Origin of the sequence: Halopseudomonas bauzanensis (assembly GCF_900114735.1) — a bacterium.
Lineage (GTDB): Bacteria > Pseudomonadota > Gammaproteobacteria > Pseudomonadales > Pseudomonadaceae > Halopseudomonas > Halopseudomonas bauzanensis.
On the sequence record NZ_FOUA01000001.1, the window covers coordinates 1,313,340 to 1,334,965 of the forward strand.

The 21,626-nt window shown below is 57.1% G+C and carries 16 protein-coding genes and 4 pseudogenes; 6 read left to right on the forward strand and 14 right to left on the reverse strand.

The annotated features are described in order from the left end of the window. Nucleotide 1 precedes the first annotated feature (1 nt). The 4 genes from BM267_RS06065 to BM267_RS06085 form a co-directional block, all read right to left on the reverse strand. A complete protein-coding gene (locus BM267_RS06065) occupies nucleotides 2-595 on the reverse strand; it encodes an EF-hand domain-containing protein (protein WP_074777309.1) in 594 nt (197 codons plus the stop codon). Further along, nucleotides 595-1,488, reverse strand: coding sequence for a WYL domain-containing protein (locus tag BM267_RS06070; protein WP_074777306.1), 894 nt, complete (start codon nucleotides 1,486-1,488; stop codon nucleotides 595-597). Before BM267_RS06070 ends, BM267_RS06065 begins: the two co-directional genes overlap by 1 nt. Before the next feature lie 1,114 nt (nucleotides 1,489-2,602). Then, entirely contained in the window at nucleotides 2,603-3,268 is a 666-nt protein-coding gene (locus BM267_RS06080) for an inovirus Gp2 family protein (RefSeq protein ID WP_074777303.1), read from the reverse strand. A gap of 163 nt (nucleotides 3,269-3,431) precedes the next feature. Further along, on the reverse strand, nucleotides 3,432-3,611 hold the full coding sequence (locus tag BM267_RS06085) for an AlpA family transcriptional regulator (RefSeq protein ID WP_074777301.1): 180 nt from the start codon (nucleotides 3,609-3,611) through the stop codon (nucleotides 3,432-3,434). Between the two features lie 272 nt (nucleotides 3,612-3,883). On the opposite strand from BM267_RS06085, the gene BM267_RS06090 reads away from it, so the two are divergent. Continuing rightward, a complete protein-coding gene (locus tag BM267_RS06090; protein ID WP_143062999.1) occupies nucleotides 3,884-4,630 on the forward strand; it encodes a hypothetical protein in 747 nt (248 codons plus the stop codon). 856 nt (nucleotides 4,631-5,486) lie between these two features. Next, nucleotides 5,487-5,798 (forward strand): HNH endonuclease, encoded by a 312-nt coding sequence (locus BM267_RS06095; protein WP_235818238.1) that lies wholly within the window; start codon nucleotides 5,487-5,489, stop codon nucleotides 5,796-5,798. On the opposite strand, the pseudogene BM267_RS06100 reads toward BM267_RS06095, so the two are convergent. Next, nucleotides 5,779-6,126 (reverse strand): annotated as a pseudogene (locus tag BM267_RS06100) (tyrosine-type recombinase/integrase); the annotation flags it as partial. The gene BM267_RS06095 and the pseudogene BM267_RS06100 overlap by 20 nt on opposite strands. A gap of 3 nt (nucleotides 6,127-6,129) precedes the next feature. Between BM267_RS06100 and BM267_RS06105 the strand changes: the two are divergent. Further along, nucleotides 6,130-6,510: pseudogene (locus BM267_RS06105) on the forward strand (conjugal transfer nickase/helicase domain-containing protein); the annotation flags it as partial. A 79-nt stretch (nucleotides 6,511-6,589) separates the two neighbouring features. Here BM267_RS06105 and BM267_RS06110 read toward each other — a convergent pair. The 3 genes from BM267_RS06110 to BM267_RS06120 all read right to left on the reverse strand — a co-directional run bounded on the left by BM267_RS06110 (nucleotide 6,590) and on the right by BM267_RS06120 (nucleotide 12,493). Next, the gene (locus BM267_RS06110; RefSeq protein ID WP_036993193.1) at nucleotides 6,590-9,241 is read right to left on the reverse strand and encodes an excinuclease ABC subunit UvrA; all 2,652 of its coding nucleotides are present in this window, start codon (nucleotides 9,239-9,241) and stop codon (nucleotides 6,590-6,592) included. 25 nt (nucleotides 9,242-9,266) lie between these two features. Continuing rightward, nucleotides 9,267-11,132 carry a Na+/H+ antiporter NhaA gene (gene nhaA / locus BM267_RS06115; RefSeq protein WP_074777290.1) on the reverse strand — a complete coding sequence of 622 codons (1,866 nt, stop codon included), beginning with the start codon at nucleotides 11,130-11,132 and terminating at the stop codon, nucleotides 9,267-9,269. 371 nt (nucleotides 11,133-11,503) lie between these two features. After that, complete coding sequence (locus tag BM267_RS06120; protein WP_036993279.1) at nucleotides 11,504-12,493, reverse strand: zinc-dependent alcohol dehydrogenase family protein; 990 nt, start codon at nucleotides 12,491-12,493, stop codon at nucleotides 11,504-11,506. A gap of 140 nt (nucleotides 12,494-12,633) precedes the next feature. Here BM267_RS06120 and BM267_RS06125 point away from each other — a divergent pair, with 140 nt between their 5' ends. Next, nucleotides 12,634-13,530, forward strand: coding sequence for a LysR family transcriptional regulator (locus BM267_RS06125; protein ID WP_036993196.1), 897 nt, complete (start codon nucleotides 12,634-12,636; stop codon nucleotides 13,528-13,530). A 39-nt stretch (nucleotides 13,531-13,569) separates the two neighbouring features. Here the strand turns inward: BM267_RS06125 and BM267_RS16585 are convergent. The 6 genes and pseudogenes from BM267_RS16585 to BM267_RS06150 form a co-directional block, all read right to left on the reverse strand. Further along, nucleotides 13,570-13,865: pseudogene (locus BM267_RS16585) on the reverse strand (IS481 family transposase); the annotation flags it as partial. A gap of 57 nt (nucleotides 13,866-13,922) precedes the next feature. Next, nucleotides 13,923-14,228, reverse strand: coding sequence for an ArsR/SmtB family transcription factor (locus BM267_RS06130; RefSeq protein ID WP_036993197.1), 306 nt, complete (start codon nucleotides 14,226-14,228; stop codon nucleotides 13,923-13,925). 134 nt (nucleotides 14,229-14,362) lie between these two features. Then, nucleotides 14,363-15,346: an LLM class oxidoreductase gene (locus BM267_RS06135; protein WP_036993199.1), complete on the reverse strand. Its 984-nt coding sequence runs from the start codon at nucleotides 15,344-15,346 to the stop codon at nucleotides 14,363-14,365. A gap of 66 nt (nucleotides 15,347-15,412) precedes the next feature. Beyond that, nucleotides 15,413-16,552 carry an alkene reductase gene (locus tag BM267_RS06140; RefSeq protein ID WP_074777287.1) on the reverse strand — a complete coding sequence of 380 codons (1,140 nt, stop codon included), beginning with the start codon at nucleotides 16,550-16,552 and terminating at the stop codon, nucleotides 15,413-15,415. A 538-nt stretch (nucleotides 16,553-17,090) separates the two neighbouring features. Continuing rightward, a pseudogene (locus BM267_RS06145) lies at nucleotides 17,091-18,272 on the reverse strand (L-dopachrome tautomerase-related protein). 44 nt (nucleotides 18,273-18,316) lie between these two features. Then, entirely contained in the window at nucleotides 18,317-19,327 is a 1,011-nt protein-coding gene (locus BM267_RS06150; protein WP_036993201.1) for a zinc-binding alcohol dehydrogenase family protein, read from the reverse strand. A 111-nt stretch (nucleotides 19,328-19,438) separates the two neighbouring features. On the opposite strand from BM267_RS06150, the gene BM267_RS06155 reads away from it, so the two are divergent. Both BM267_RS06155 and BM267_RS06165 read left to right on the forward strand, forming a co-directional pair. Further along, nucleotides 19,439-20,365, forward strand: coding sequence for a LysR family transcriptional regulator (locus BM267_RS06155; RefSeq protein ID WP_074777284.1), 927 nt, complete (start codon nucleotides 19,439-19,441; stop codon nucleotides 20,363-20,365). A gap of 88 nt (nucleotides 20,366-20,453) precedes the next feature. Beyond that, nucleotides 20,454-21,610 (forward strand): IS3 family transposase gene (locus BM267_RS06165; RefSeq protein ID WP_143062997.1). Its coding sequence is split into 2 segments (ribosomal slippage): nucleotides 20,454-20,694 and nucleotides 20,694-21,610, totalling 1,158 coding nucleotides; the frame shifts between segments, so codons are not numbered across the junction. Nucleotides 21,611-21,626: the final 16 nt, after the last annotated feature.

Sequence of the window (21,626 nt, forward strand, 5' to 3'; positions counted from 1 at the left end):
TTTACTGTTTCTGCATTTCATTCCAGATGCTGAATTCCCGTTTGCTCACCTTCAGGTCCCGGTCGGCATCCAGGTGATCGAGGATCAGCGTTGTTCGTGTTGAAGAGTCCAGGCCTCTATCGCTGGCATCTTCAACGCAATCATTCCGGCGGCTGAGTTCCTTAATCGTCAAATAGCCATCGCCGTTCTGGTCCATGCAGTCGAATCCTTGTAGCGAACCAGGGTGCAGAGGCGTAACGTCCGTGTCGAAGTTAGTCTGCTGGTGCTTTGGGTGGTATAGGTACTGGCAGGCCAATAAGGTTCGAGCGGACTCATCGCTGTCCCACAGGCGGCGAAAAACTCTGAATAACGGAATGTCGGTATCCATCCCATAAAGGTCCACCAGGTGTCGCCAGGTCAGCTGTCGGGACTTCTCGGTAGGCTTGTGCAGCACGTTGAAGACCTCGATGTCTTCTTTGTACTGGGCAGCAGTTGCGCTTGCGGGACGGCCATGGAACAGCTCACTGATCTCGGCCAACATCATGGTGCGGCTGGAATGCACACCGTTGCGGCCGAACTTGAAGCCCAGTTTCTGCTGTGTAGCGGTGCTGCTCATTAACGATCATTCTCCAGGGTAAAGCCGGGGGCAATTGCTAGATTCGCTTGCTTCGCAACACCCTGGGGATCGCGCAGGGCCAGCTGGTACTCATCCGGGTTGAGGTGTGCATCCAGACTGCAATCCACACCCCAGCGCCGCAACAAGTAGGCAGCAGTGGCTGCTCTGGCGGTAAGCTGTAGGGATTGACCAGGTTGCAGGTTGTAATCGAGCTCTATCGCTCGAGCGTAAGCCGCTCTGGGGTGAGGGACAAGCTCCAGCTTCACCAAGCGTTGCCAGTCCTGATCCCGGTCAATGGATTCGGTTTGCCTATCCATCGGGGTAGCTGTGGTATGAATAGCGGTAATCCGGGTCAGTACAAAATCCCTGAACTGCCCATGGGTACGGCAATAGGCACGCACATGCCAGCGCAAGCCAGTGTTGACCAGGCTGTGCGGAACGATTTCTCGACGGGTTTCACCACTGCTGATCGAGACGTAGCTGATGCATAGAGCCTGTCCGCTATATATGGCGCGGGACACCGCAGCCAGGACATCCAGATCCGGCTGATTAAGAGCGGTAGCGTTATCAACCAGTATCGTCTGGGTGCATGGCTCCAGCCCAACCCCCTGCCCCAGGCTGAGGGTTTGCAGGGTGTGTTCCCTGTCGTAAGTAAACAGCGGTTTGAAACTCGCTGCTCGCCGATAAACCTTATCGCTGTGATCGTAATCCAGGTTCTGAGGTGCCAGCTGACGGTACAGCGTGAAGTCACGGGTGGCGTTGGATAATGCAATGGCGAAGCGCTCTACCAGATCCTGCCGGGTGACCTGCCCACGGAAACGGGCCAGAAAATCGATCTGCCACAGACGTTCGCGCTGGTTGGGTGAAGCTTCCTGCGGGGTCGTCATCAGCATTCAGCAAAGTCCTTGTCTGCATCGCCAGGAAAGTCATGCTAAAAATGATGATAACAGGGAGGATGATCTGGTTCTATAGCTCGCCACACTTACCTTGAGGAGCAACGAAAAGAATGAATAACAGGCCACACATGTGGCCTGCCTCCTAGTACCCGGCTATAAGAGGATCAGCGGGTATGACATTGAGGACTGCAGTGTGCGCATCCGTCAGCCCGGGAGTAGTACATTCTTGCCGCCTGAACTGCGGGGTAGCAGCTGGCGTGGTAGCCAACTGACTGCCGTGACAATGGCATCCATGAGCAACCCTCCCGATGGACTTCGTGATCACCATTGGGCTGAGCAAGGGTGTTAACAAAATACTGTTTCAACATAGGGATACCTCAACGTTTCTCGGTTTGAGTTGTGCGCGGGTTCTCCGCACCGTTTTCTCGGTAACGAACCTTCCAGTGATGGAACTCCGGTGTATGGTTCGCTTGGCGTTACCGCTTTTCTTTGCAGCCATGAGCTACCTCGACTATCAAGACTGCTAGCAGCAACTGGCCGAGAGACAGATCAAACCGATGCAATACGCTTGCTTAAGCTGCGACTGCCACGATATAGTCCCAAGCCCAGCTTCTGCCTAGCAGTCGTTGGGGTTAGTCCTCTGGCCTTGGTTTTCGACGACGCAAGCCAGACAGACCGTGGAGCTCCGACCTCTCAAAGAGGGATCGGAGCTTTTTTATGGGCGTTTTTTACCCATGGCTGGATTTATAGACAGTCATTTCAAAGAAGTCAAGCGCGAGACACCACATACTGGGTTAGCCTTACCTTGCAAGCGCTACATATAGTGTCCGCACCATTTCAGATTATGATTGGGAGAGCGTGAAACCAGCACCGCGCGCGAGCATCATTCTTGTTGGAGGAACTCCAAGACGGCGCAGGTGGGCCACAACTGCTGAAAATGAGCGTCAGCATCACTGGAATACGCCCTTAGCCTCAGCTAGCGGCAAACGCCAGCGCCCATCACCATAAGACCTGGTAGCGGCCTTGCAAGGATAGCTGGCACGATATAGCTAGTCCGGCTGTTGAACATAACCAGGCTACTCAAGCTATCCAGTGCTATCTCATTCCGCTATTATTTCCTACTTCCCCCCATCCCATGATGCTGCTGCCCATAGTGCTTAGTAGCTGACTTGCAGAGATAACTGGCTCTATGAAACAAGCTTGATAAAGTCCTAGTAAAATCGTCCGCATTGCTCCTAAGGCGCCATGTCGCATTTGCAGGAAACTCTACCAAGCCCGACACATCCTGAAGTTCCAGCCCCAACGCGCTTGCCCACGCCTCATCCAAACGCCTGACCATATTAACCCTATCAGATCCAAGGCGACCAACAGTATAATAGGCATCCATGTTGAGCAAAATTAAAACATGATAGTGCTGAACGTTTCCGGTAGACATCTCTCTAACCCAAAAGTATCTGACTTTTGTGTCATGCGCATAAGTTGCAGCAACCCTTGCTCTATGCCGGTCACTTTCTATCTTTGCCTTAAATGACTCGAAGAAACGACTGATAACTTTATTAGTATTAAAATCATCAACAAGCCCCAGCCTAGTGGGAATACGAAGATCTACTCTGAATGCTAGAACTCTTGGATAATCAGCCAATGCTGAATTAATCACCCGCCGAAGTCTTTCGAGATACTCCAAAATGAATGGACCTTTATCAACCATTACTGGAAGACCATAAAAACTATCAACATTAGCAACAGTCAGATTTCTATTCACCAATGAATCAACCATGCATCACCCATACTTTCAATACCACTACTTGATTACCCATAAAGCATATTACCCACACCGAAGAACACACTTCATAATTGCGCCAGCAACTACTGAGCCGCACGAGAAAAAAGATCAATATTTCACTCCTGAAAAATAATCAACAAATATAAAACTGACAGACTCATCCTCTTTTGGAAATCAACATTTCAATCCAATCGTCTACCTCACTTTCAACCCATCCCACGCTGCCTTCCCCTAACTGAACAGAAACCGGAAAGCGTTTCTCAGCCATGTATTTGTACACAGTGGAACGTGCAAGCCCGGTTTTATGCATTACCTCTTTAAGACGAATTATTCGCATGAAGACGACCTCTGGTATTGGTTCAGAGGATTCGGGACATGGGTATATTTTTCCGAGGCTTTCTGCCCCGCGTGTGAGATAGCCGCAGGCGTGCTGGTAACCAGCGCTTAGCTAGCAAAAAATGGCCGGCTCAATGCTTGATAATGCCAATAGAAAATGCGATAAACGGGGGGGGCGTGTTACGAGTAACGAAACATGTAACGTTACCTAATAACGCGACAGGTAACGTTACTGTGTAACGGAAAATTTACTGCAATTCACGGGTGGGCTTGGTGAAAAACTTCGTTAACAAAACTTTATTCGAGTGGATTTATAAGCTTTCGGAAAAAGATCAGGAATGGGCCCTTAAATACCTATCGGACAAAGGATTAAAGCTAGGAATAGAATCACCAATAATGCCAATATTAGTTCCCGACACTGCAGAAAACAGAGAACTTAATATTAAGCTAAAGAACGCTTTCAGACAGCGCAAAATAAGAGAGCGAAGAACAGGAAAGAAAGCGTACAGCATTGTGCTTTCAAACACAGCAATAAAAACCTTGAATAAATTATCTAACCAAATGGCAAGTTCTAGAACAGATTTTCTCGAAAATCTGTTAAGCAAAGAAAAAGAGCTTATCTCACGAGAATACGAAATCAAAAAGCAGGAGAAGATACGGGAGGATTTGGAAGACAGGATCCAGATCAATAATATATTAGAAAAAGAACTTTCGTTTGCATTAACACGCCTGGCAATTCATCAACTGCACGAGCAGAGCCCAGCAAGCCAACATGTTCCTCTGGCCGACAAAAAAGACGACATAGAAGTCAAATTTAAAGAATTATGGGAAGAATCAAAAAACAACATGAAATTATTGGGACCAGCAATAAAGCCATATCACGCACTCTTTGATTCAGCTTGGAGCAAGCTAATTAACCTGCAGCCAGAAAGCAACCCCCAAAACAATACGAATAACGACAGCAACACCCCGAGCGGAGTAGCGGATTATATATACTTCAATCTTGATGACCAACCTTGAATCCGGACCACCTTTAATGAACAAGAAAGCTTAGCGACGAGCTTAATAAGGATTCATCCTATTCCACTCTTCTTGTCATCGATACAAAGGTGGGCTATATAGCCGATGCGACTGAAGACATCAATCTTCAGCTATTTAAGACACCAAGGATCTGCTAATAACACCTTGACGAGGCTGATCTGCTTCGTGCTGCGTAATACACTGCCAGCCGGGGTAGCACTGTTAGCTACAAAGGTGCGATGAACCAGCTCGCGCCCCTAAGCGCAGATCGTTTTCTCAGGCCTTTGTAAGTGAAGCGCTCCCCAAGGCTAAAGAGCCGAAATACGAGAGCGAGCTTACCGTCCCGTACTGCCCGGTGTGCCAGAGAAAACGACCTTAGTCGGATGATGCGGATACAACCGGTAGATGACCTTAACTGACTTAGCTCACCAAAAAGTACACCAAAACAAAATTGAACCGACATCTTCACTTTTAAATCAATATGTTAGGAGTCCTGTTCAGAGTACCCCGGCACCAAATTAGAAAGACCTAAGGCCCTGATTATCCTAGTGATTTTCGGGGCTTTTTGGTTTCCGGGGTATGCGAGTGCCCCCAAAGTGTCACACCTTAAAATGCAGCTAAATCAGGCACACTTGATAACCTCAGACCAATAAGATAAATTCTGATCGCTGCTTACCTATGCGGAGGCAGTGTTTGGCCAGCTTTCTAAATGGGGCTGGTACCGCATCGCTCAATCAATTTGGCCGACGGATCCCCTTAAAATTTTGAGGAGGCCGTTATGGCTAACCAAATAACCAAACACCGTAAAGCTGCTTTCGATCGTCAAAACGGGCGCTGTTGCTACTGTGGCTTTCTGATGTGGCAGGACGCTGCCGAGCCCTTCGCAAAATCACACCGAATTTCCGTGGCACAAGCCAGGCCCTTCCAATGTACCGCCGAGCACCTAAAAGCTCGCCAAGATGGCGGCAGTGACGGACCGCGGAATATCGCAGCAGCCTGCATTCGATGCAACAGGACCAGGCACAAGGGGAAAAAAACACCGGAGCCCATGCAGTACCAGGAACTGGTACAGAAGCGATTGGACAGAGGTGGCTGGGTATCGCTGCCAGCGAAAACCACTTTGAAAAGATCAAATCCGCCTGATCTGGCTAGATTATTCGAGCTATAGGAGCAAACCTGATCGCATCCTTTAGGTGATCAGGCGCCAAATGAGCATAACGCATAGTCATAGCAAGGCTGGAATGGCCAAGGATTTTCTGCAGCGTGAGGATGTTGCCGCCCTTTTGGATAAAATGACTAGCGAAGCTATGACGTAGAGCATGGCTAGCCTGCCCTTTGGGAAGGTTGATGCCTGATCGAGTGAGCGCACGCCTGAATGAAGTGATTGCCCCTGTGAACGGACCATGACGCTTCCAGTGGTTACGCAAGAAGGATTCCAGCTCAGGCGATATAGGAACCGTGCGGGCTTTGCTGGATTTGGTATTGGTAAAGGTGACCGAGAGCATTTCATGACGTGGCTGCAACAGGGAGTCGCCGCGCGGCGACTCATCATCAACGACGCCAAGGCGCTCGTGCATACGGTGAGCGACACCGCCTACCTGGTCAGTCCCAGCGTGTTCCAGCGCTATGCGTAGGAACATCCCCAGGTGGATGCGCTGGTCAGGCAGGACAAGCAACCGGATTGGCAGTGGGTGCAAAAGCGCTTTTAGAAACTGCAGCTATACCGCAAGCACCCAAATGGCCTGAACATTTGGACCTGTGAAGTCACGGGCCCGAGGAAGTCCCGCCGACTGCATGGCTACCTCCTCGAAAATGGGTCCTTGGTATTCGCCGAAATACCGCCCAACAATCCCTATCTTGCTCTGACTCAGGAAGGATGACGCGACTCGGGCAGCGACCGTCACCACCGTGTGGCGACGATCAATGCCCCGCGAAGCTGGCAACATTTGGCGAACTAAGCTACTCGGCCCGCGCCAACTCCCGTGCAAGGAACGGAGCGGTTCGGCTGCCAGACTTTCGGGCCACCTGCTGAGGGGAACCCGCCACCACGATGCTGCCGCCGGCAGCGCCCGCGCCTGGCCCTACGTCGATCACCCAGTCGGCTTGGGCCACCGCACGCATGTCGTGCTCGATCATCACTACGGTATTACCGGCATCGACCAGGCGCTGCAACTGCACCAGCAGCCGGTCGGCATCCGACGCGTGCAGCCCGGTGGTCGGCTCGTCGAGCACGTACAGGCTTCGGCCGCGCTGGCTGCGCTGAAGCTCGGTCGCCAGCTTGATGCGCTGCGCCTCGCCACCGGAAAGCTCAGTGGCCGGTTGCCCCAGGCGCAGATAGCCCAGTCCGATGTCGCGCAGCAGTTGCAGGGGCCTTGCCACCGCGTCTTCACCCGCGAAGAATTCGCTGGCCTCGTCCACGGTCATCTGCAGCACCTCGGCGATGTTGCGCCCGTTCCACTGCACCTTCAGCGTGGCCTCGTTGTAGCGCGCGCCATGGCAGGTCGGGCACGGCGCGTACACGCTAGGCATGAACAGCAGTTCCACGCTAACGAAACCTTCGCCCTCGCAAGTCTCGCAGCGCCCCTTGGCGACGTTGAACGAGAACCGTCCGGCATCATAGCGGCGGCGTCGAGCATCGGGCGTGGCGGCGAACAGCTTGCGCACATGGTCGAACAGACCCGTGTAGGTAGCCAGGTTCGACCGCGGCGTGCGCCCGATCGGCTTCTGGTCCACCTGCACCAGGCGCTGTATGGCGTCCACGTCGCCCGCCAGATGGCCGCCGGTCGCTTCGACCACTGCCGGCCCTTCGCTGGTGGCGCTTTCGGCGGCATCGTCTTCAGGCTCGTGGCCCAGGTGCAGCAGCACCAATTCCGGCAGGGCCTGCGCGATGAGGCTGGATTTGCCGGAGCCAGAGATGCCGGTAACGGCTGTCAGCACGCCCAGCGGAATGCGCGCATCCACGCCATGCAGGTTATGGCGGTGGATGCCCTGCAGCTCCAACCAGCCGGTCGCTTCGCGTGCTCGGCTTCCGGGTGCGGGAATTTCGTCAAACAGGTAACGTGCAGTACGCGATTCGGCAATCTTGCGCAGGCCATCCGGCTCGCCGCTGTAGAGCACGCGGCCGCCACGCTCCCCGGCCTCCGGCCCGACATCCACGAGCCATTGCGCGCGGCGCATCAGGTCCAGGTCGTGCTCCACCACAAACACCGAGTTGCCCGCGTCGCGCAGCCGGTCGAGTGCATCGTACAGGGCCTGGCTGTCGGAGGGATGCAGGCCCGCCGAGGGTTCGTCAAGTACGTACACGACGCCGAACAGCAGGGAACTTAATTGCGTGGCCAACCGCAAGCGTTGCAACTCGCCGGCCGAAAGCGTCGGCGTGGCCCGGTCCAGCGTCAGGTAGCCCAGGCCTAGCTCGCGCAGTTGGCGCAGGCGCGCCATCACGCCTCCAGCCAGGCGCTGTGCGGCGAGGCGCTTTTCTTCCGACAGCGCGGAGGTACGGCGCACGTCGGGCGATACCGCATGGACCGCATGGCCGGTGGCAGCGCGTTCGGCACGCTCGCGCCGGGTCGCTTCCTTGTCCGTAGCCGCACCCGCTGCATGGGCGCGGAAATCGCCCTGTGCGATGGGTTCGAGCAATGCCGCCAAGTGGTCCAGCGGCATCTGCATAAACGCGCCGATGTCCACCCCAGCGAAGGTGACCGACAGCGCTTCGGGCTTGAGCCTCTTGCCGTGGCAGGTGGGGCACGGCTTGCCCTCCATGAACCGGGATACGCGCTTTCTCATCAGCGCGCTCTGGGTATTGGCGAAGGTGTGCAACACATACCGCCGGGCGCCGGTGAAGGTGCCCATGTAGCTCGGCTCCATCTTGCGTTTGAGCGCGGTACGGGTTTCGGCAGGCGTGAAACCGGCGTACACCGGCACCGTTGGTGTTTCCTCGGTGAACAGAATCCAGTCGCGATCCTTTTTCGGCAGGTCCTTCCACGGCCGGTCAACGTCGTAGCCCATGCTGACCAGGATGTCGCGCAGGTTCTGGCCCTGCCAGGCGGGTGGCCAGGAAGCAATCGCCCGCTCACGGATGCTCAGGGAGGGGTCGGGCACCATGATCGCCTCGGACACCTCGTACACATGACCCAAGCCGTGGCAGGTCGGGCACGCCCCCTGCGGCGTGTTCGGCGAAAAATCCTCGGCGTACAGCATCGGCTGATTGGCGGGATAGGCGCCGGCGCGCGAATACATCATCCGCACCAGGCTGGACAGGGTGGTCACACTGCCCACGGAGGAACGCGCATTGCTGGACCCCCGCTGCTGCTGCAGCGCCACCGCTGGTGGCAGGCCGTCGATCGCATCTACGTCCGGCACGCCCGCCTGGTCGATCAGGCGCCGTGCATAGGGGGCCACCGACTCAAAGTAGCGTCGCTGCGCCTCGGCATAGATGGTGCCGAAGGCCAGCGAGGACTTCCCGGAGCCGGAGACACCCGAGAACACCACCAGCGCATTCCGCGGGATAGAGACGTCCACCTCTTTGAGGTTGTTCTCACGCGCGCCACGCACCTGCACGAGGCCGCTGGCCGCAGCGGTACAAGAGGATTCACCGAAAGAATTGCTTGGCATGTTCTTATCCTGTAGTTCGCCCCACTCAGGACGGGACTTCCTGAGTGCGAGGGCCGCGGCGACTGGCTTCGAGCACTGCGGTGAGAGTGCGGGCGTCGTAACTGCCGAGCAGACGACGACCCTCGATGAAGAACGTAGGAGTGACGTGCGCACCGCTGGCGACCGCGCTGACGAGGTCACGCTCGACACGCTCTATCACTGCGGGGCTGTCGAGATCCGCGATGAACCGATCGATGTCAAGACCCAGCTCGGCGGCGTAGCCGATCAAGTCCTCTCGCTCCAGCGCATGCTGACGGGTGAACACGAAGTCCAGCCACGGCCAGAACATCCCCTGGTTCGATGCCGCCTCGGACGCCCGCGCGGCGATCGGCCCGTGGGGGTGGTGCGGCAACTGGCGCACCACATACCGCAGGTCGTCCCCGAAGTGGGCGCGCAGATCGTCCCACGAACCGGTGGCGTGTGCACAGTACGCGCACTCGAAGTCAACGTACTCCACGAGCGTGAGCTGGGCGTCCTCCGGACCGCGGATGTGATCGACCTCCGGATCGACTGGTGGCTCAAGTACCATCGGCAAATCGGCAGTCTCCTCCCCCCACTTGAGAGCGGCGACCTTGAATATGAGCCACCCCAGCAACGTGGCGAGTAACATCGACACGAGCACCCCGACCGTCGCCTGGCGGCCCAGGTCAGAGGTCGTACCGAACGCGAGCCCGATGATGAGCAGCGACACGGTGAAACCGATCCCGGACAGCGCCGCACCACCGAACACGCTCCCCATCCCGACGCCCACCGGCAGGCGCCCCAGTCCGAGGCGGACTGCGGCTAGAGTGATGAGCCCGATGCCTAGGAGCTTACCGAGCACGAGTCCCGAGATGACGCCCCAGGTCACGGGCGAGCCGAAGGCCTCAGCGAGCAACCCGCCACGCAGATCCACCCCGGCGTTCGCCAAGGCGAACACCGGCACGATCAGCAGTGCCGCCGGCAGCCGCAGGAACTCGTGCAGCCGCTCGTTCACAGAGATACCGCGGGATAGTCCGCGGTCCACCGCGTGGGCCGATGCGGCACTCGGAGACTGCCAGAAGTCACGGAACAGTTGTCTTGCCGCGACGACTTTGTGACGCTGCGTCGCGTAGGCGGGGATCAGGAGCCCCGCAGCCATCCCGGCCAGGGAGGCATGGATGCCGGAGTACACGGTCGCGAACCACAGCACGATCACGATCAACACATACGGCGTCGCCCGCCACTGCCGGGTGCGCCCCAACAACCACAATCCAACGAGGCTGGCGAGGGCGATAAGCAACGGGACGATCCGGATCTCCTCGCTATAGACGATGCCGATGATGGACACTGCGAGGAAGTCATCGACCACGGTCAGGGTGAGCAGGAACACGCGCAACTGACCCGATAGCCGCGGGCCGACGATCGCCAAGGTGCCCAGCATGAACGCCGTATCGGTGCCGACCACCGCACCCCACCCGTGCAGGCCCTCACTTCCGGCTAGTTTCACGATCAGGACATACACCAGCGCGGGAAGCACGACACCCGTGACCCCCGCGATCAGGGCGAGGCGGGCGCGGCTGCGGTCCCGGAGCGATCCGTGGGCGAACTCCTGACGCACCTCCAGGCCGATCAGGAAGAAGAAGACGACCATCAGGCCGTCGTTGATCCAGTGATGCAGATCCATGTGTAGGCGCAGTGGCCCGAAGTTGAACCCGACGTCTAGGTGCCACAACTCGAAATAGGCGTTGGATAGCGGCGAGTTCGCCCACACGAGCGCCACAACCGTGACGATCACCAGCAGCACCGCAGCGCCAGACTCCGTGCGTAGATAGTGGGCAACGCGTCTGCGTCTGATATGCGCCGAGGATTCACCGAAAGAAGAGGCTGGCATGTGCTTATCCTGTAGTTTGTGAGATCACGATGGGCCGGTTTCGGATGGACCGATCAGGCGTCCGCCTCTGGCGGCGTCTCATCATCGAGCGAACGCAGCCAAGCGAGTCTTTCTCCCAGCCTGCGCTCAACACCTCTGTCCGTTGGCTGATACCAACCCGGCCGCGCCACGCCCTCGGGAAAATAGGTTTGCCCAGCGGCTTAAAAAGCTAGAAATGGTGTCCACTTAAATCAGGTGGACACCATCGCCTTTGGCGTCGGGGCCAGGAAGGTGTGTTGGCCGGACGGATACACAGAATCGGCCAAAAGCGGTCATCAGGGCTGGCTTGAATCGGGGCCGAAGGATTACGCTCTCAGCCCCATAATTGCTGGTCAGACAGTTATCACGATCTTGCCGATCTGCTGATTGGCTTCAAGGAAACGATGGGCATCCTGGATGTCGCTAAGTGCGAATGTCTTTGCGATGATCGGGCGCAACGCACCGGACTTCAACCCTTGCAGAATAAAAGCCTTCGCTCTCTCCAGGGCTTCAGGGTCGGCCACAATCTCTGCGTAGAGATAACCCTTCAAAGTCAGGCTTTTGCCCAGCACGGTAAACAGTGGGAATGGTGTCGGTTCAGAGCTGAGTGCGCCGTACACCAGCAAAATTCCGCCCCGCGCCATGCTCTGCGTGAGAGGTTCAAAGGACGGCCCGCCTACAGGATCGAATACAACGCGAGCGCCTTGACCGGCAGTTATCGTCATAACACGCTCGACGATATCCTCTTCATCGCTGACGATGACATGCGCAGCGCCTGCATCAAGCAGGGCCTGCTTCTTCGCGTGAGTTCGAGTGATCGCAATCGATGTGGCGCCGACCATACGAGCCATTTGGAAGGCGGCCAAGCCAACACTGCTTGACGCGGCGGTAACGATGACAAAATCGCCCTGCCGTAGCTTCGCCTGTTCAATCAATGCCCCCCAGGCGGTGACGTACTGCATCCAAGACGCCGCAGCCTCTTCAAAGGACAAGTTCTCAGGGCTCTTTACCACCAGGTGGGCCGGTACATTGGCCAACTCGCCGTAGGTGCCCCAGCGAGCAATATCCAGAGGTGGGATCAGAGCGACCGAGTCACCAACCGTGATCTCGGTTACGTCGCTCCCGACTGCCGTTACGATGCCTGCGGCCTCGTAGCCTAAGCGGCTGGGGAACTCCGCTTCTTGCAGGTATGCGTGATTGCGAAACATCACTTCGGCTCGGTTCAAGCCAATAGCTTTAACACTAATCTGCACCTCGTTTGCTGCTGGTGCCGATACTTCCAGATCTTCCAGCTTCAGAACGCTGGCGTCACCGTATTCATGAATTCTGACAATGCGTGCCATCATAAATACCTCGTTTATCAATGGGCCTCGACGTACATCCGGAAGGTATCCGGGCACTCGAAAGGTGACAAAAATTTAGTCATTGGTTGGCGCTAGATAAAGGCCTATGATGGCGTATTACTAGAAACAGAGTGTTTATAATGGATCGCCTGACCCAGATGGCCACGTTCGCCAAAGCAGTTGAGCTGGGCTCATTCAGCGCCGCTGCGGACGACCTGAATCTGTCCCCTCAATTGGTAGGGAAACAGGTGAAAATGCTCGAGCAACATCTGGGGGTTTCCCTGCTGCACCGGACTACGCGCAGGCAAAGCCTCACCGACTTCGGCAGGGCGTTCTACCCGCGAGCAAAACTGATCCTTGCAGACATGCAGTCTGCCGAGAACCTGGCTGCCCTCACTCGGGGCACACCAAGCGGCCGTCTTCGCATCAACGCGCCGGTCACGTTCGGAGTTCGCACGCTTTCGCCACGCCTGCTGGAATACATGGTTCGGTATCCTCAGGTGTCTGTTGACCTAACGTTATCGAACGAGCTGGTCGATATCGTTGATGAGGGTTACGACGTGGTATTTCGCATCGGCGAGCTGGTGAGCAGTGGGTTGAAGGCAGTGCCACTGGAGCCCTATCAGATGGTTTTATGCGCTGCGCCGTCCTATCTTGCACGTCGCCCTCCCATCATCAATCCGTGGGATCTACAGCAGCAGGAGTGTCTGGGGTTTACCTATTCTGATGGCCGCTCACACTGGAGCTTCGACAGCCCGGAGGGGCGTATAGATGTTCCTATTAGAAGCAAATTAACGATCAATCAAGGTGATCCACTGCTGGCAGCGGCTGTAGCTGGCCTAGGTGTGGTTCTACAGCCGATAGAGTTGGTTAGCGATGCACTGCGCGATGGGACACTGGTGCGCCTGTTGCCGCAGTACCCGGTGCCGAATACCGCAATGCACATCCTCTATGCCCCTGACCGAAGAATGACTCCAAAGCTGCGCAGCTTCTTGGAGTTTGCACGTGAGGCTTTTGGGCAGCGAGGCCCTCTCTAACGCATGAAAATCAATCACTCCTACGCTATCCGGTATTCGTAAAGGAGGGAGGGTTTCACGCAGATGCCCCAGCAGGTCGTCCAAGGGAAGCAGGGTGCGGCGCCTGAAATCGACCACCATCGCTTCTTCAGCATCCGAGAGCCGGACGCTACATGGTTTGGCAGGCCCCATGGGTTTGTCTGTTGTCGTCGAGCGCGAACCCCACTTGGCTACGGTCTTGACGTTCAGTCCGTAGCGGGCGGCAAGGGCGCGCGTCGACTCTTGCGACGCTTGGAGCTCGGCTCGAACTCGCGGGGCGGTGTTGTGCGGGCTGAGCCATGAAGACCTGTTGCCATAGCGCATCCTCCTGATGAGGGCTCAAGAATGCACCATGACTTCGTGGGACTGCACACCTAGATTCTTTCTTGCAGCGCCTTGAGGAAGGCATCGATATTCTCATCGTGGCGTTTGTAGTAGGTCCAAGGGCCGATCCGCTGCGATGTCACCAATTGCGCGCGCTGTAGAGCTGCGAGATAAAGCGATGTCGTTGACTGCGAGAGGCCCGTGCGCTCTTGGATGATACTGACGCACACGCCTACCGTTTCTGGGTCGACCTCCTGCCCGGGAAAGGCTGTCCTGGGATCCTTGAGCCAATTGAGGATGGTAAGGCGCATCGGGTTCGCCAATGCTTTCAGGGCTTCGTTGACGTCAATAGTCATGAATTTTTTATACCTACTCTTCCGATATCTGGATATCTTCCTGATTCACGCAGCAAATTGGAAGGCTTCACCATGATCTCCGCGCCTGCCCTTCGCAGTGATGGGCAGGCTTGGACTGGAATCCTATTGTCCTGTCAGGTAGGACTATCGGACACCTGTGCGCCGAATTGCGGGACGATATGTTTGCCAAGTTCCTCGATAACCTCTGCTGCGGGGCGTTTACCATACTTGAGGTTCAGGATGACGTGATCTACACCGATTTCCTGAAGTGTATCCAGCAAGGCCAGAAGATGGTTACGTCCCAGTCGGAATCCTAGATGGATAGGCGAGGGCGGCGTGGATGGGTGTTCGTCCAGGTCGATATACAGCGATTGCAAGAACGGCTTGTAGATAGTGCCACATTGTTTAGCCGTTTCCTGTCGCCAATCTTCCACGATGAGTCGCTGTATTTTTGGCGGACGTGGATAGTTGATCCATCCATGGCTTTCACGCGCGATCCAATCGAGCGACTGGCGGCTATGTCCGGTTACGAATAGCGGTATTTCCCGAGTCGTAGGTTTGGGAACGAGATCGGCCCCCAGTAACTCACCGTGACTCCAGCGAATGGGCTCGAAGTGTGTTCGATGGGCTTGGCGTATCACATTGAGGTTTTCTTGAAAGGTCTCGCCGCGCTGTTCTGGATCAACGCTGAATGCGGGAAACTCCACGGGACGATCGCCAGAGGCTACTCCCAGGAGCAAGCGACCTCCGCTCAACTGATCAATGCTCGCTGCGGCCTTTGCCGTGTGCAAGGGATTACGCAAAGTAAGGGCGATGGAGGCGGTGCCTAGTGCGATTTTTGTTGTATGGGCTGCCATGTAGCCCAGATACACCCAAGGGTCGAAAACCTGGCCGACATCGCCGAAGCTTGGGTCCCTGAGCGGCACGTCGCGAAACCAGAGCGCCGAAAAACCAAGTGCCTCTGCACGTTTGGCCAGCGCGACCTGATCCAGCATGCGCGGTGTGTCACCCTCGAAAGCCTCCAGGGGAAAGAACAGCCCAAGGCTTAGATGACCCTGCCTGAAGGTCCGTTTGAATCCCCTATGCTCTTGGTAGGGAGTCGTGCTCGGTTGGTACATGCTTAACTTCCTCGGTCAGCAAACGCTGAGCCACGCCCCTGAGTTATGGGGCGTGGCACTGGGCGCTTAGGGTGTGTAAGTAGGGTAGTCGGTGTAGCCCTTATCGGTACCGCCGTACATGCTGCTTGGATCAAGTGGGTTAAGCGGCCAGTTGTTGGCGATACGCGCGGGCAGGTCGGGGTTCGCAATGAAGGGGCGACCAAAAGCGATCAGGTCGGCCCAGCCAGCTTTTATCACGCGATTTCCTCGTTCAGCGGTGTACTTGCCGGCATAGAGAATCTTGCCGCTGAAGGTCTTACGAACAGCTTCCCGGAACGTCTCGGGCAGCTCGGGTGCGTTTTCCCAATCGGCTTCAGCGAGCGACAGGTAGGCAATGCCCACTTCCTCGAGGATCTTCACTGCCTCGATGTAGGTTTGGTGAGGATCTTCTTCGACCAGGCCAAGGTAGACGCGGTCTTCGTCTGTGGTCGCGAACAGCGGGGCGAAGCGAACGCCAACGCGCTCCTTGCCGACGACACCAGCAACGGCGAGGGTGATTTCGCGCAGGAAGCGAAGACGGTTCTGCAGCGAACCGCCATATTCATCATCACGCTGGTTGGTATGCGCCGAAATGAACTGGTTTACCAGGTACCCATTCGCGCAGTGAAGCTCCACCCCGTCAAAACCTGCGTCCAAAGCATTTCGGGCTGCTTGGGCGTAGAGCTCAACCAGTTCCTTTACCTCCTTGGTGGACAGGGCTCGTGGGGTCGAAGGGTCGGCCAGTGTACCCGTGCCGGGGCCAGTTTCGATGAACACCTTGACGTTGTCCGCGCGGATGGCTGATGGCGCGACGGGCGCTTCACCACCGGGTTGCAGCGACGTGTGCGACACGCGGCCCACATGCCAAAGTTGAGCAAAGATCACCCCCCCTTCGGCGTGAACAGCGTCGGTGACCTTACGCCAGCCTTGTATCTGTTCCGGGCTATGAATGCCAGGTGTCCAGGCATAACCCTGTCCTCGGGGTTCGATCTGTGTGCCCTCGGTCACCATGAAGCCAGCACCGCTGCGCTGACGGTAATATGTGGCCATTAGGTCGTTCGCAATATTGCCGGGTTGGGAGCTGCGCGAACGCGTCAGTGGCGGCAGAACGATACGGTTCTTGAGGGTGTATGGGCCCAGCTGAGTGGTTTTGAAAAGTTCTGATTGTGTCACTTCATTTACCTGCATATCTAAATTATTAGATGTCATAAGTCAAAGAACATGGATCAACGAGGTCAGAAGAGCCTAGCGGTGCTTCGTTGAGGCTGACGTAGATATTCTTCTTCTGGCTGTAGGCTACGCGCATATCGTTGCGAATACCGGCCAGGGAAGGTGATTCGGATGGGTATCGCTGGAATCTTTCATAGGGCTACCTCCTGAGGTTTCTAGCGCGGGCTACGAGTCAATACTATTCGCGATATCTGCATATGTCAATATGTCGCTACTGTTCCCGGCACCTATGCATATTTTTGCGCCCTTGCAGCTCACTTCTGGATCAGCTGGGAATGCGCCGTGCTTCGCGCCAGTGTTGCCTATGTGTCGCATCCCGGACGATTGCATAGATATAAATCGCCATCCGCTGTTTATGGCGCGAACCGTGCTGCGGGAGTTGATACAGCCCCTGCCATCAACCAGGAGCCTGTAATGCAAATCTCTCTGCACAAGAATGTACGCACCACACCTGCCATGCGCGCCGAGATCGCCGCCACGTTGATCGGCAGCCGTCTCAGTACGTCGGCGCAGGCGCTGCGTCGATCTTCACTCGCAACAGGCTGTAAGGCTTTCTACGTAGATCCTGACCTTCGTTAAAGCCAGGTGAGCGATGCAGCTGGTTGGCGATGAAATACAGGTAACCGTCTGGGCTGATGGAAAGGGTGTCCGGCCAGAGAACCCGCGGATCATGGACGACGGTTTGCCATCTGCCGTCGGGCAGGCGCTTGCGAATACCGTTGTGCTCATAGTCAGTGGTGTAAACGGCGGACTCAGCATCCGCCTCAAGTCCATCGGAGGCTCCCTTCTCGTCCAGGTCACGTACACCGGACTACAACTGCGCCTCACTTATGCCTGGATCGCGCAGTAGTGCAGTAGACACGGCGTACAGATGGCGGCTGTACAGCGGGGAGAAATAAAGGTCTTTTCCATCGGCGGACAAGGCGATACCGTCGGAAGCAACACCCAGCGCCTTCGGCTTGCCATCGGCGTCCCTGGTCAGCAGCGCCGGCTTTCCTTCTACGACCGGCACAAAATCCGGATCGACAGAGGTCTGTGCCGCGCCGCTCAGGCGACGGATGGCTTTGCCACTGGCGATATCCATGACGATGATTCCTCCAGGGCCGGAAACGGATGAATCGGTTACATAAACCGTGCCTTGCTTACCCACCCGGAAGTCGAAGCGCATGTCATTGACATAGGTGCTCGGCAGGATCACTTCAGGTGGAAATACTAGGGTTTTGACAACTCGATTTCTGGTCAGGTCGATGGCTACCAGCTTTGCCCCGCCAGCACGTGGTGTGGCGAACTCCGGCGCGGCGGTGTCCAGCGCCCAGATACGCCCCTTGCCGTCGGCGACAACGCTTTGAACGCTGATGAAGCACTTTGCAGGGTCGTTGGGGTCTTCGGTATTGATGGCTGCATTGGGGTATGGTTGGATCTTCCCGTCTCGAATTTCAGCGACGGTGAAAGCTACGGCGTCGCCCCAGCGCGGGAAGTTGACGAAGATGCGTCCGGTTTCGCTGACGGTTACGCCGGTGGGCATCGCGTCATGGAAGGCAAATACCTGGTCAATCACACCAATCGGCCGAGCCGACGGAGCACTGGCCGGCAGCGGCTGGAGTCGCGTGGCGAAGGTGACTGGACTGGCTAGCGCCAAGGCCAACAGGGTGTGGCGGAACCGCTTTTCGATCCGCATGTTGGGGCTCCTGCCCGCGTGGCCGGCGCTAATGCATGGATAAATCAGAAGCCTTCCAGGACGATCTTGCCCACGGCCTTGCCGCTTTCGATCAGTGCATGGGCACGCCGCAGGTTGGCCGCCTCGATGCGCCCGAAATGCTCCCCTACAGTCGTCTTCAGCACACCAGCGTCGATCAGCTCCGCCACGCGGTTGAGCAACAGGTGCTGCTTGATCATGTCGTCCGTCCCGTACAGCGAGCGGGTGAACATCAGCTCCCAGTGCAGCGCCAGCGACTTGCGTTTGAGTGGTACTACATCGAGCACAGCCGGATCGTCGATCAGTGCCAGATGACCCTGGGGCCGCAACACCTCAATCAGTTGAGGAAGGTAGCTGTCGGTGTGGGTGAGGCTGATCACATAATCCACCACCTCGATACCGATGTGCTTTAGCTGCTCGGCCAGCGGTCGGCTGTGGTCGATCACATGATGCGCACCCAGGGCGCTGACCCATTCCCGGGTTTCCGGGCGAGACGTAGTGCCGATCACCTTCAGGCCGGTCAACTGGCGGGCCAGTTGCGTCAGGATCGAACCCACGCCGCCCCCGGCACCCAGGATCAGCAGACTCTGCCCTGCTCCACCGTGCTCGCCGATGCCCAGGCGGTCGAACAGCAGTTCCCAGGCGGTAATCGACGTCAATGGCAAAGCCGCCGCACTGGCATCGTCCAGGCTACGCGGCTTGCGCCCGACGATGCGTTCGTCGACCAGATGCAACTCGCTGTAGCTGCCAGGACGGTCGATGGCGCCGGCATAAAACACTTCATCGCCGGGCTGGAACAACGTTACGTCGGAACCCACGGCGCCCACTACACCGACCGTGTCCCATCCGAGCACTTGGGGCTGGGGGGTGGCACCCTTGCCGGAACGCACCTTGGTATCGACTGGATTCACCGCGATGGCCCTGACCTGCACCAGCAGGTCATGCGGGCCAGGGGTAGGTTCTGGAAGCTCGCTGTCGAACAATGCACGAGGGTCGTCGATTGGCAGGCCGTATTCGGTGAAGACGATAGCTTTCATGTGGGCCAATCCTTGAAGGTCAGGAACAAGTAAAAGTTTGGTAATTATCGTCTTCCAATACCTCTGGAAAAAGGCTAAAAATGCACCAGCACTTTCATCGCAGGCGTGAAAATGGTTCGGATCGAAGACCTTCAGTTGTTTGTGCGCACAGCCGCGCTGGGTAGCTTCTCCAACGTCGCTCGCGAGGTCGGCCTGCTTCCAGGCCAGGTGGCTGCGGCGATCAAACGCCTCGAGCGAGAGCTGGATACCCGTCTATTCGCTCGTTCTACGCGCAGCCTGCGGCTGACTGCCGAAGGAGAGCACTACTTGCCGTTTGCCCGCGAGGCGCTGGATACGTTGCACGAAGGTCAAGACCGGATACGTCGGGAAAGTACCCAGCTGCAGGGTTTGCTGCAGGTTTCGGCTCCATCAGATCTAGGGCGCAACCTGCTGTTGTTATGGCTTTCCGAGTTTCGCCGTCAGCATCCAGCGCTCAGTCTTCGTCTACTAATTTCCGATCAAGTGGCGGATGTTTTTCGAGATCCGGTCGACGTTGCCCTGCGCTACGGCGTGTTTGACGATGCGAGCTGGGTGGCATTGCCGCTAGCTCCCTGGAACCGCCGTGTACTGGTGGGCGCTCCCGATTATCTAGAACGTAACGGCAGACCTCAAAAGCCTACCGATCTAGCCCAGCATCACTGTCTGCTGTATTCGCTCAATGGGCGGGCGCATGACCGCTGGCAGGTAGGTGATCAGACAGTGCAAGTCACCGGTCCACTTTTCAGCAACGATGCCGAAATCGTGCGACGCTTGGCGGTAGCTGGGGAAGGACTGGCCTACAAATCCTGGCTGGACGTACACGATGACATTGAGGCGGGACGGCTGGAAATAGTGCTGGCCAACTACCAAGGCGAGCCCACACCGTTGAACCTGGTGTGCCCGCATCGCAAGCAATATTCGCCGGCCGTTCAGCAATTACATGCACTGTTGCGCAGTCGTCTTGATCCGCTGAAACAGGAGCTGCCGCCGCTCGCGCCTGATCCTGGTTTGATCGATTGAACGGCAACGCCAAAGAGCGCCTGCCGGGTTCACCCCCCGTTTTCACGGACACTAACAAGAAGGCCGATACAGGCCATGAGGAGTGTTCATGTCAAAGCGTCGCAAGTTCAGTGCCGAGTTCAAGCGTGGTGCAGTGGAACAAGCCAGTCGGCCAGGTGTCAGCTGCGCCCAGGTGGCCCGCGAATTGGGTATCCGTGACAGCCTGCTGACCCGCTGGAAGCGGGAGGCGGATATGGCTGGGAAAGCCGCCTTTGTTGGCACCGGGAGCCCGCGTGACGAGGAATTTGCCCGGCTCAAGCGCGAGTTGGCCCGGATCACCAAGGAACGGGATTTTTTGCGCGAAGCGGCGGCGCTCTTTGCCAAGGGATCATCCTGAGGTATCAGGTGATCGAGCGTTGCCGCGATGAGTTTCCGATTCGCCTGATGTGCCGCTGCCTGCGGGTTTCGACCAGTGGCTACTACGACTGGAGCAAGCGCCTGCCCAGTGCCCGCCAGCGCGACAATGAGCGCTTGCTGTGCCGTATCCACGCGCTGCATCAGGACAGCCGGGGCACACTGGGCGCCGGCCGCATGCAGGAAGATCTGACCGAGGAAGGGCTGACGGCCAGTCGGAACCGGGTTGCCCAGCTGATGGCAGCAGCTGGCCTGCAGGGCTGGCCGCGCCCGAAACGGCGAGGTCAGCGTGCTCAACCGGCACTGACGCCGCAGGGCGTTTGCAATCTGTTGGAGCGTGATTTCAGCGCCCTGGAGCCGGAAACCAAGTGGGTGACCGACATCAACGAGATCAAGACCCAGCAGGCCAAGCTGTATCTGTGTGTCGTGCTGGACCTGTTTGATCAGCGCATTGTGGGCTGGTCCATGCATCACCGGCAGGACCGGCAGATGGTGATCAGGGCCGTGCAGATGGCGGTTTGGCAGCGTCAGGAGCAGCATCCGCTGATCCTCCATTCCGACCGTGGCAGCCAATTTCGTAGCGGTGATTACCAGGACTACCTGGCCGCCAACGGCCTGCTCTGCTCGATGTGTGCGGTGGGGCATTGTGGCGACAATGCCGCCTGCGATGGGTTCTTTGGTCTGCTCAAACGCGAACGGATCTATCGCACAACGTATCCAACACTCGATCCCGCCAGGTCCGATGTGTTCGAATACATCCAGCGCCGCCACAACCCCAGGATGCGACGGCGCCGGGTCAAGCAGGACCAGAAGTTTTCAGCTCTTTCCAAACCGTCCGTGATTTCGGGGTAGAACCCCTCCTTACCCA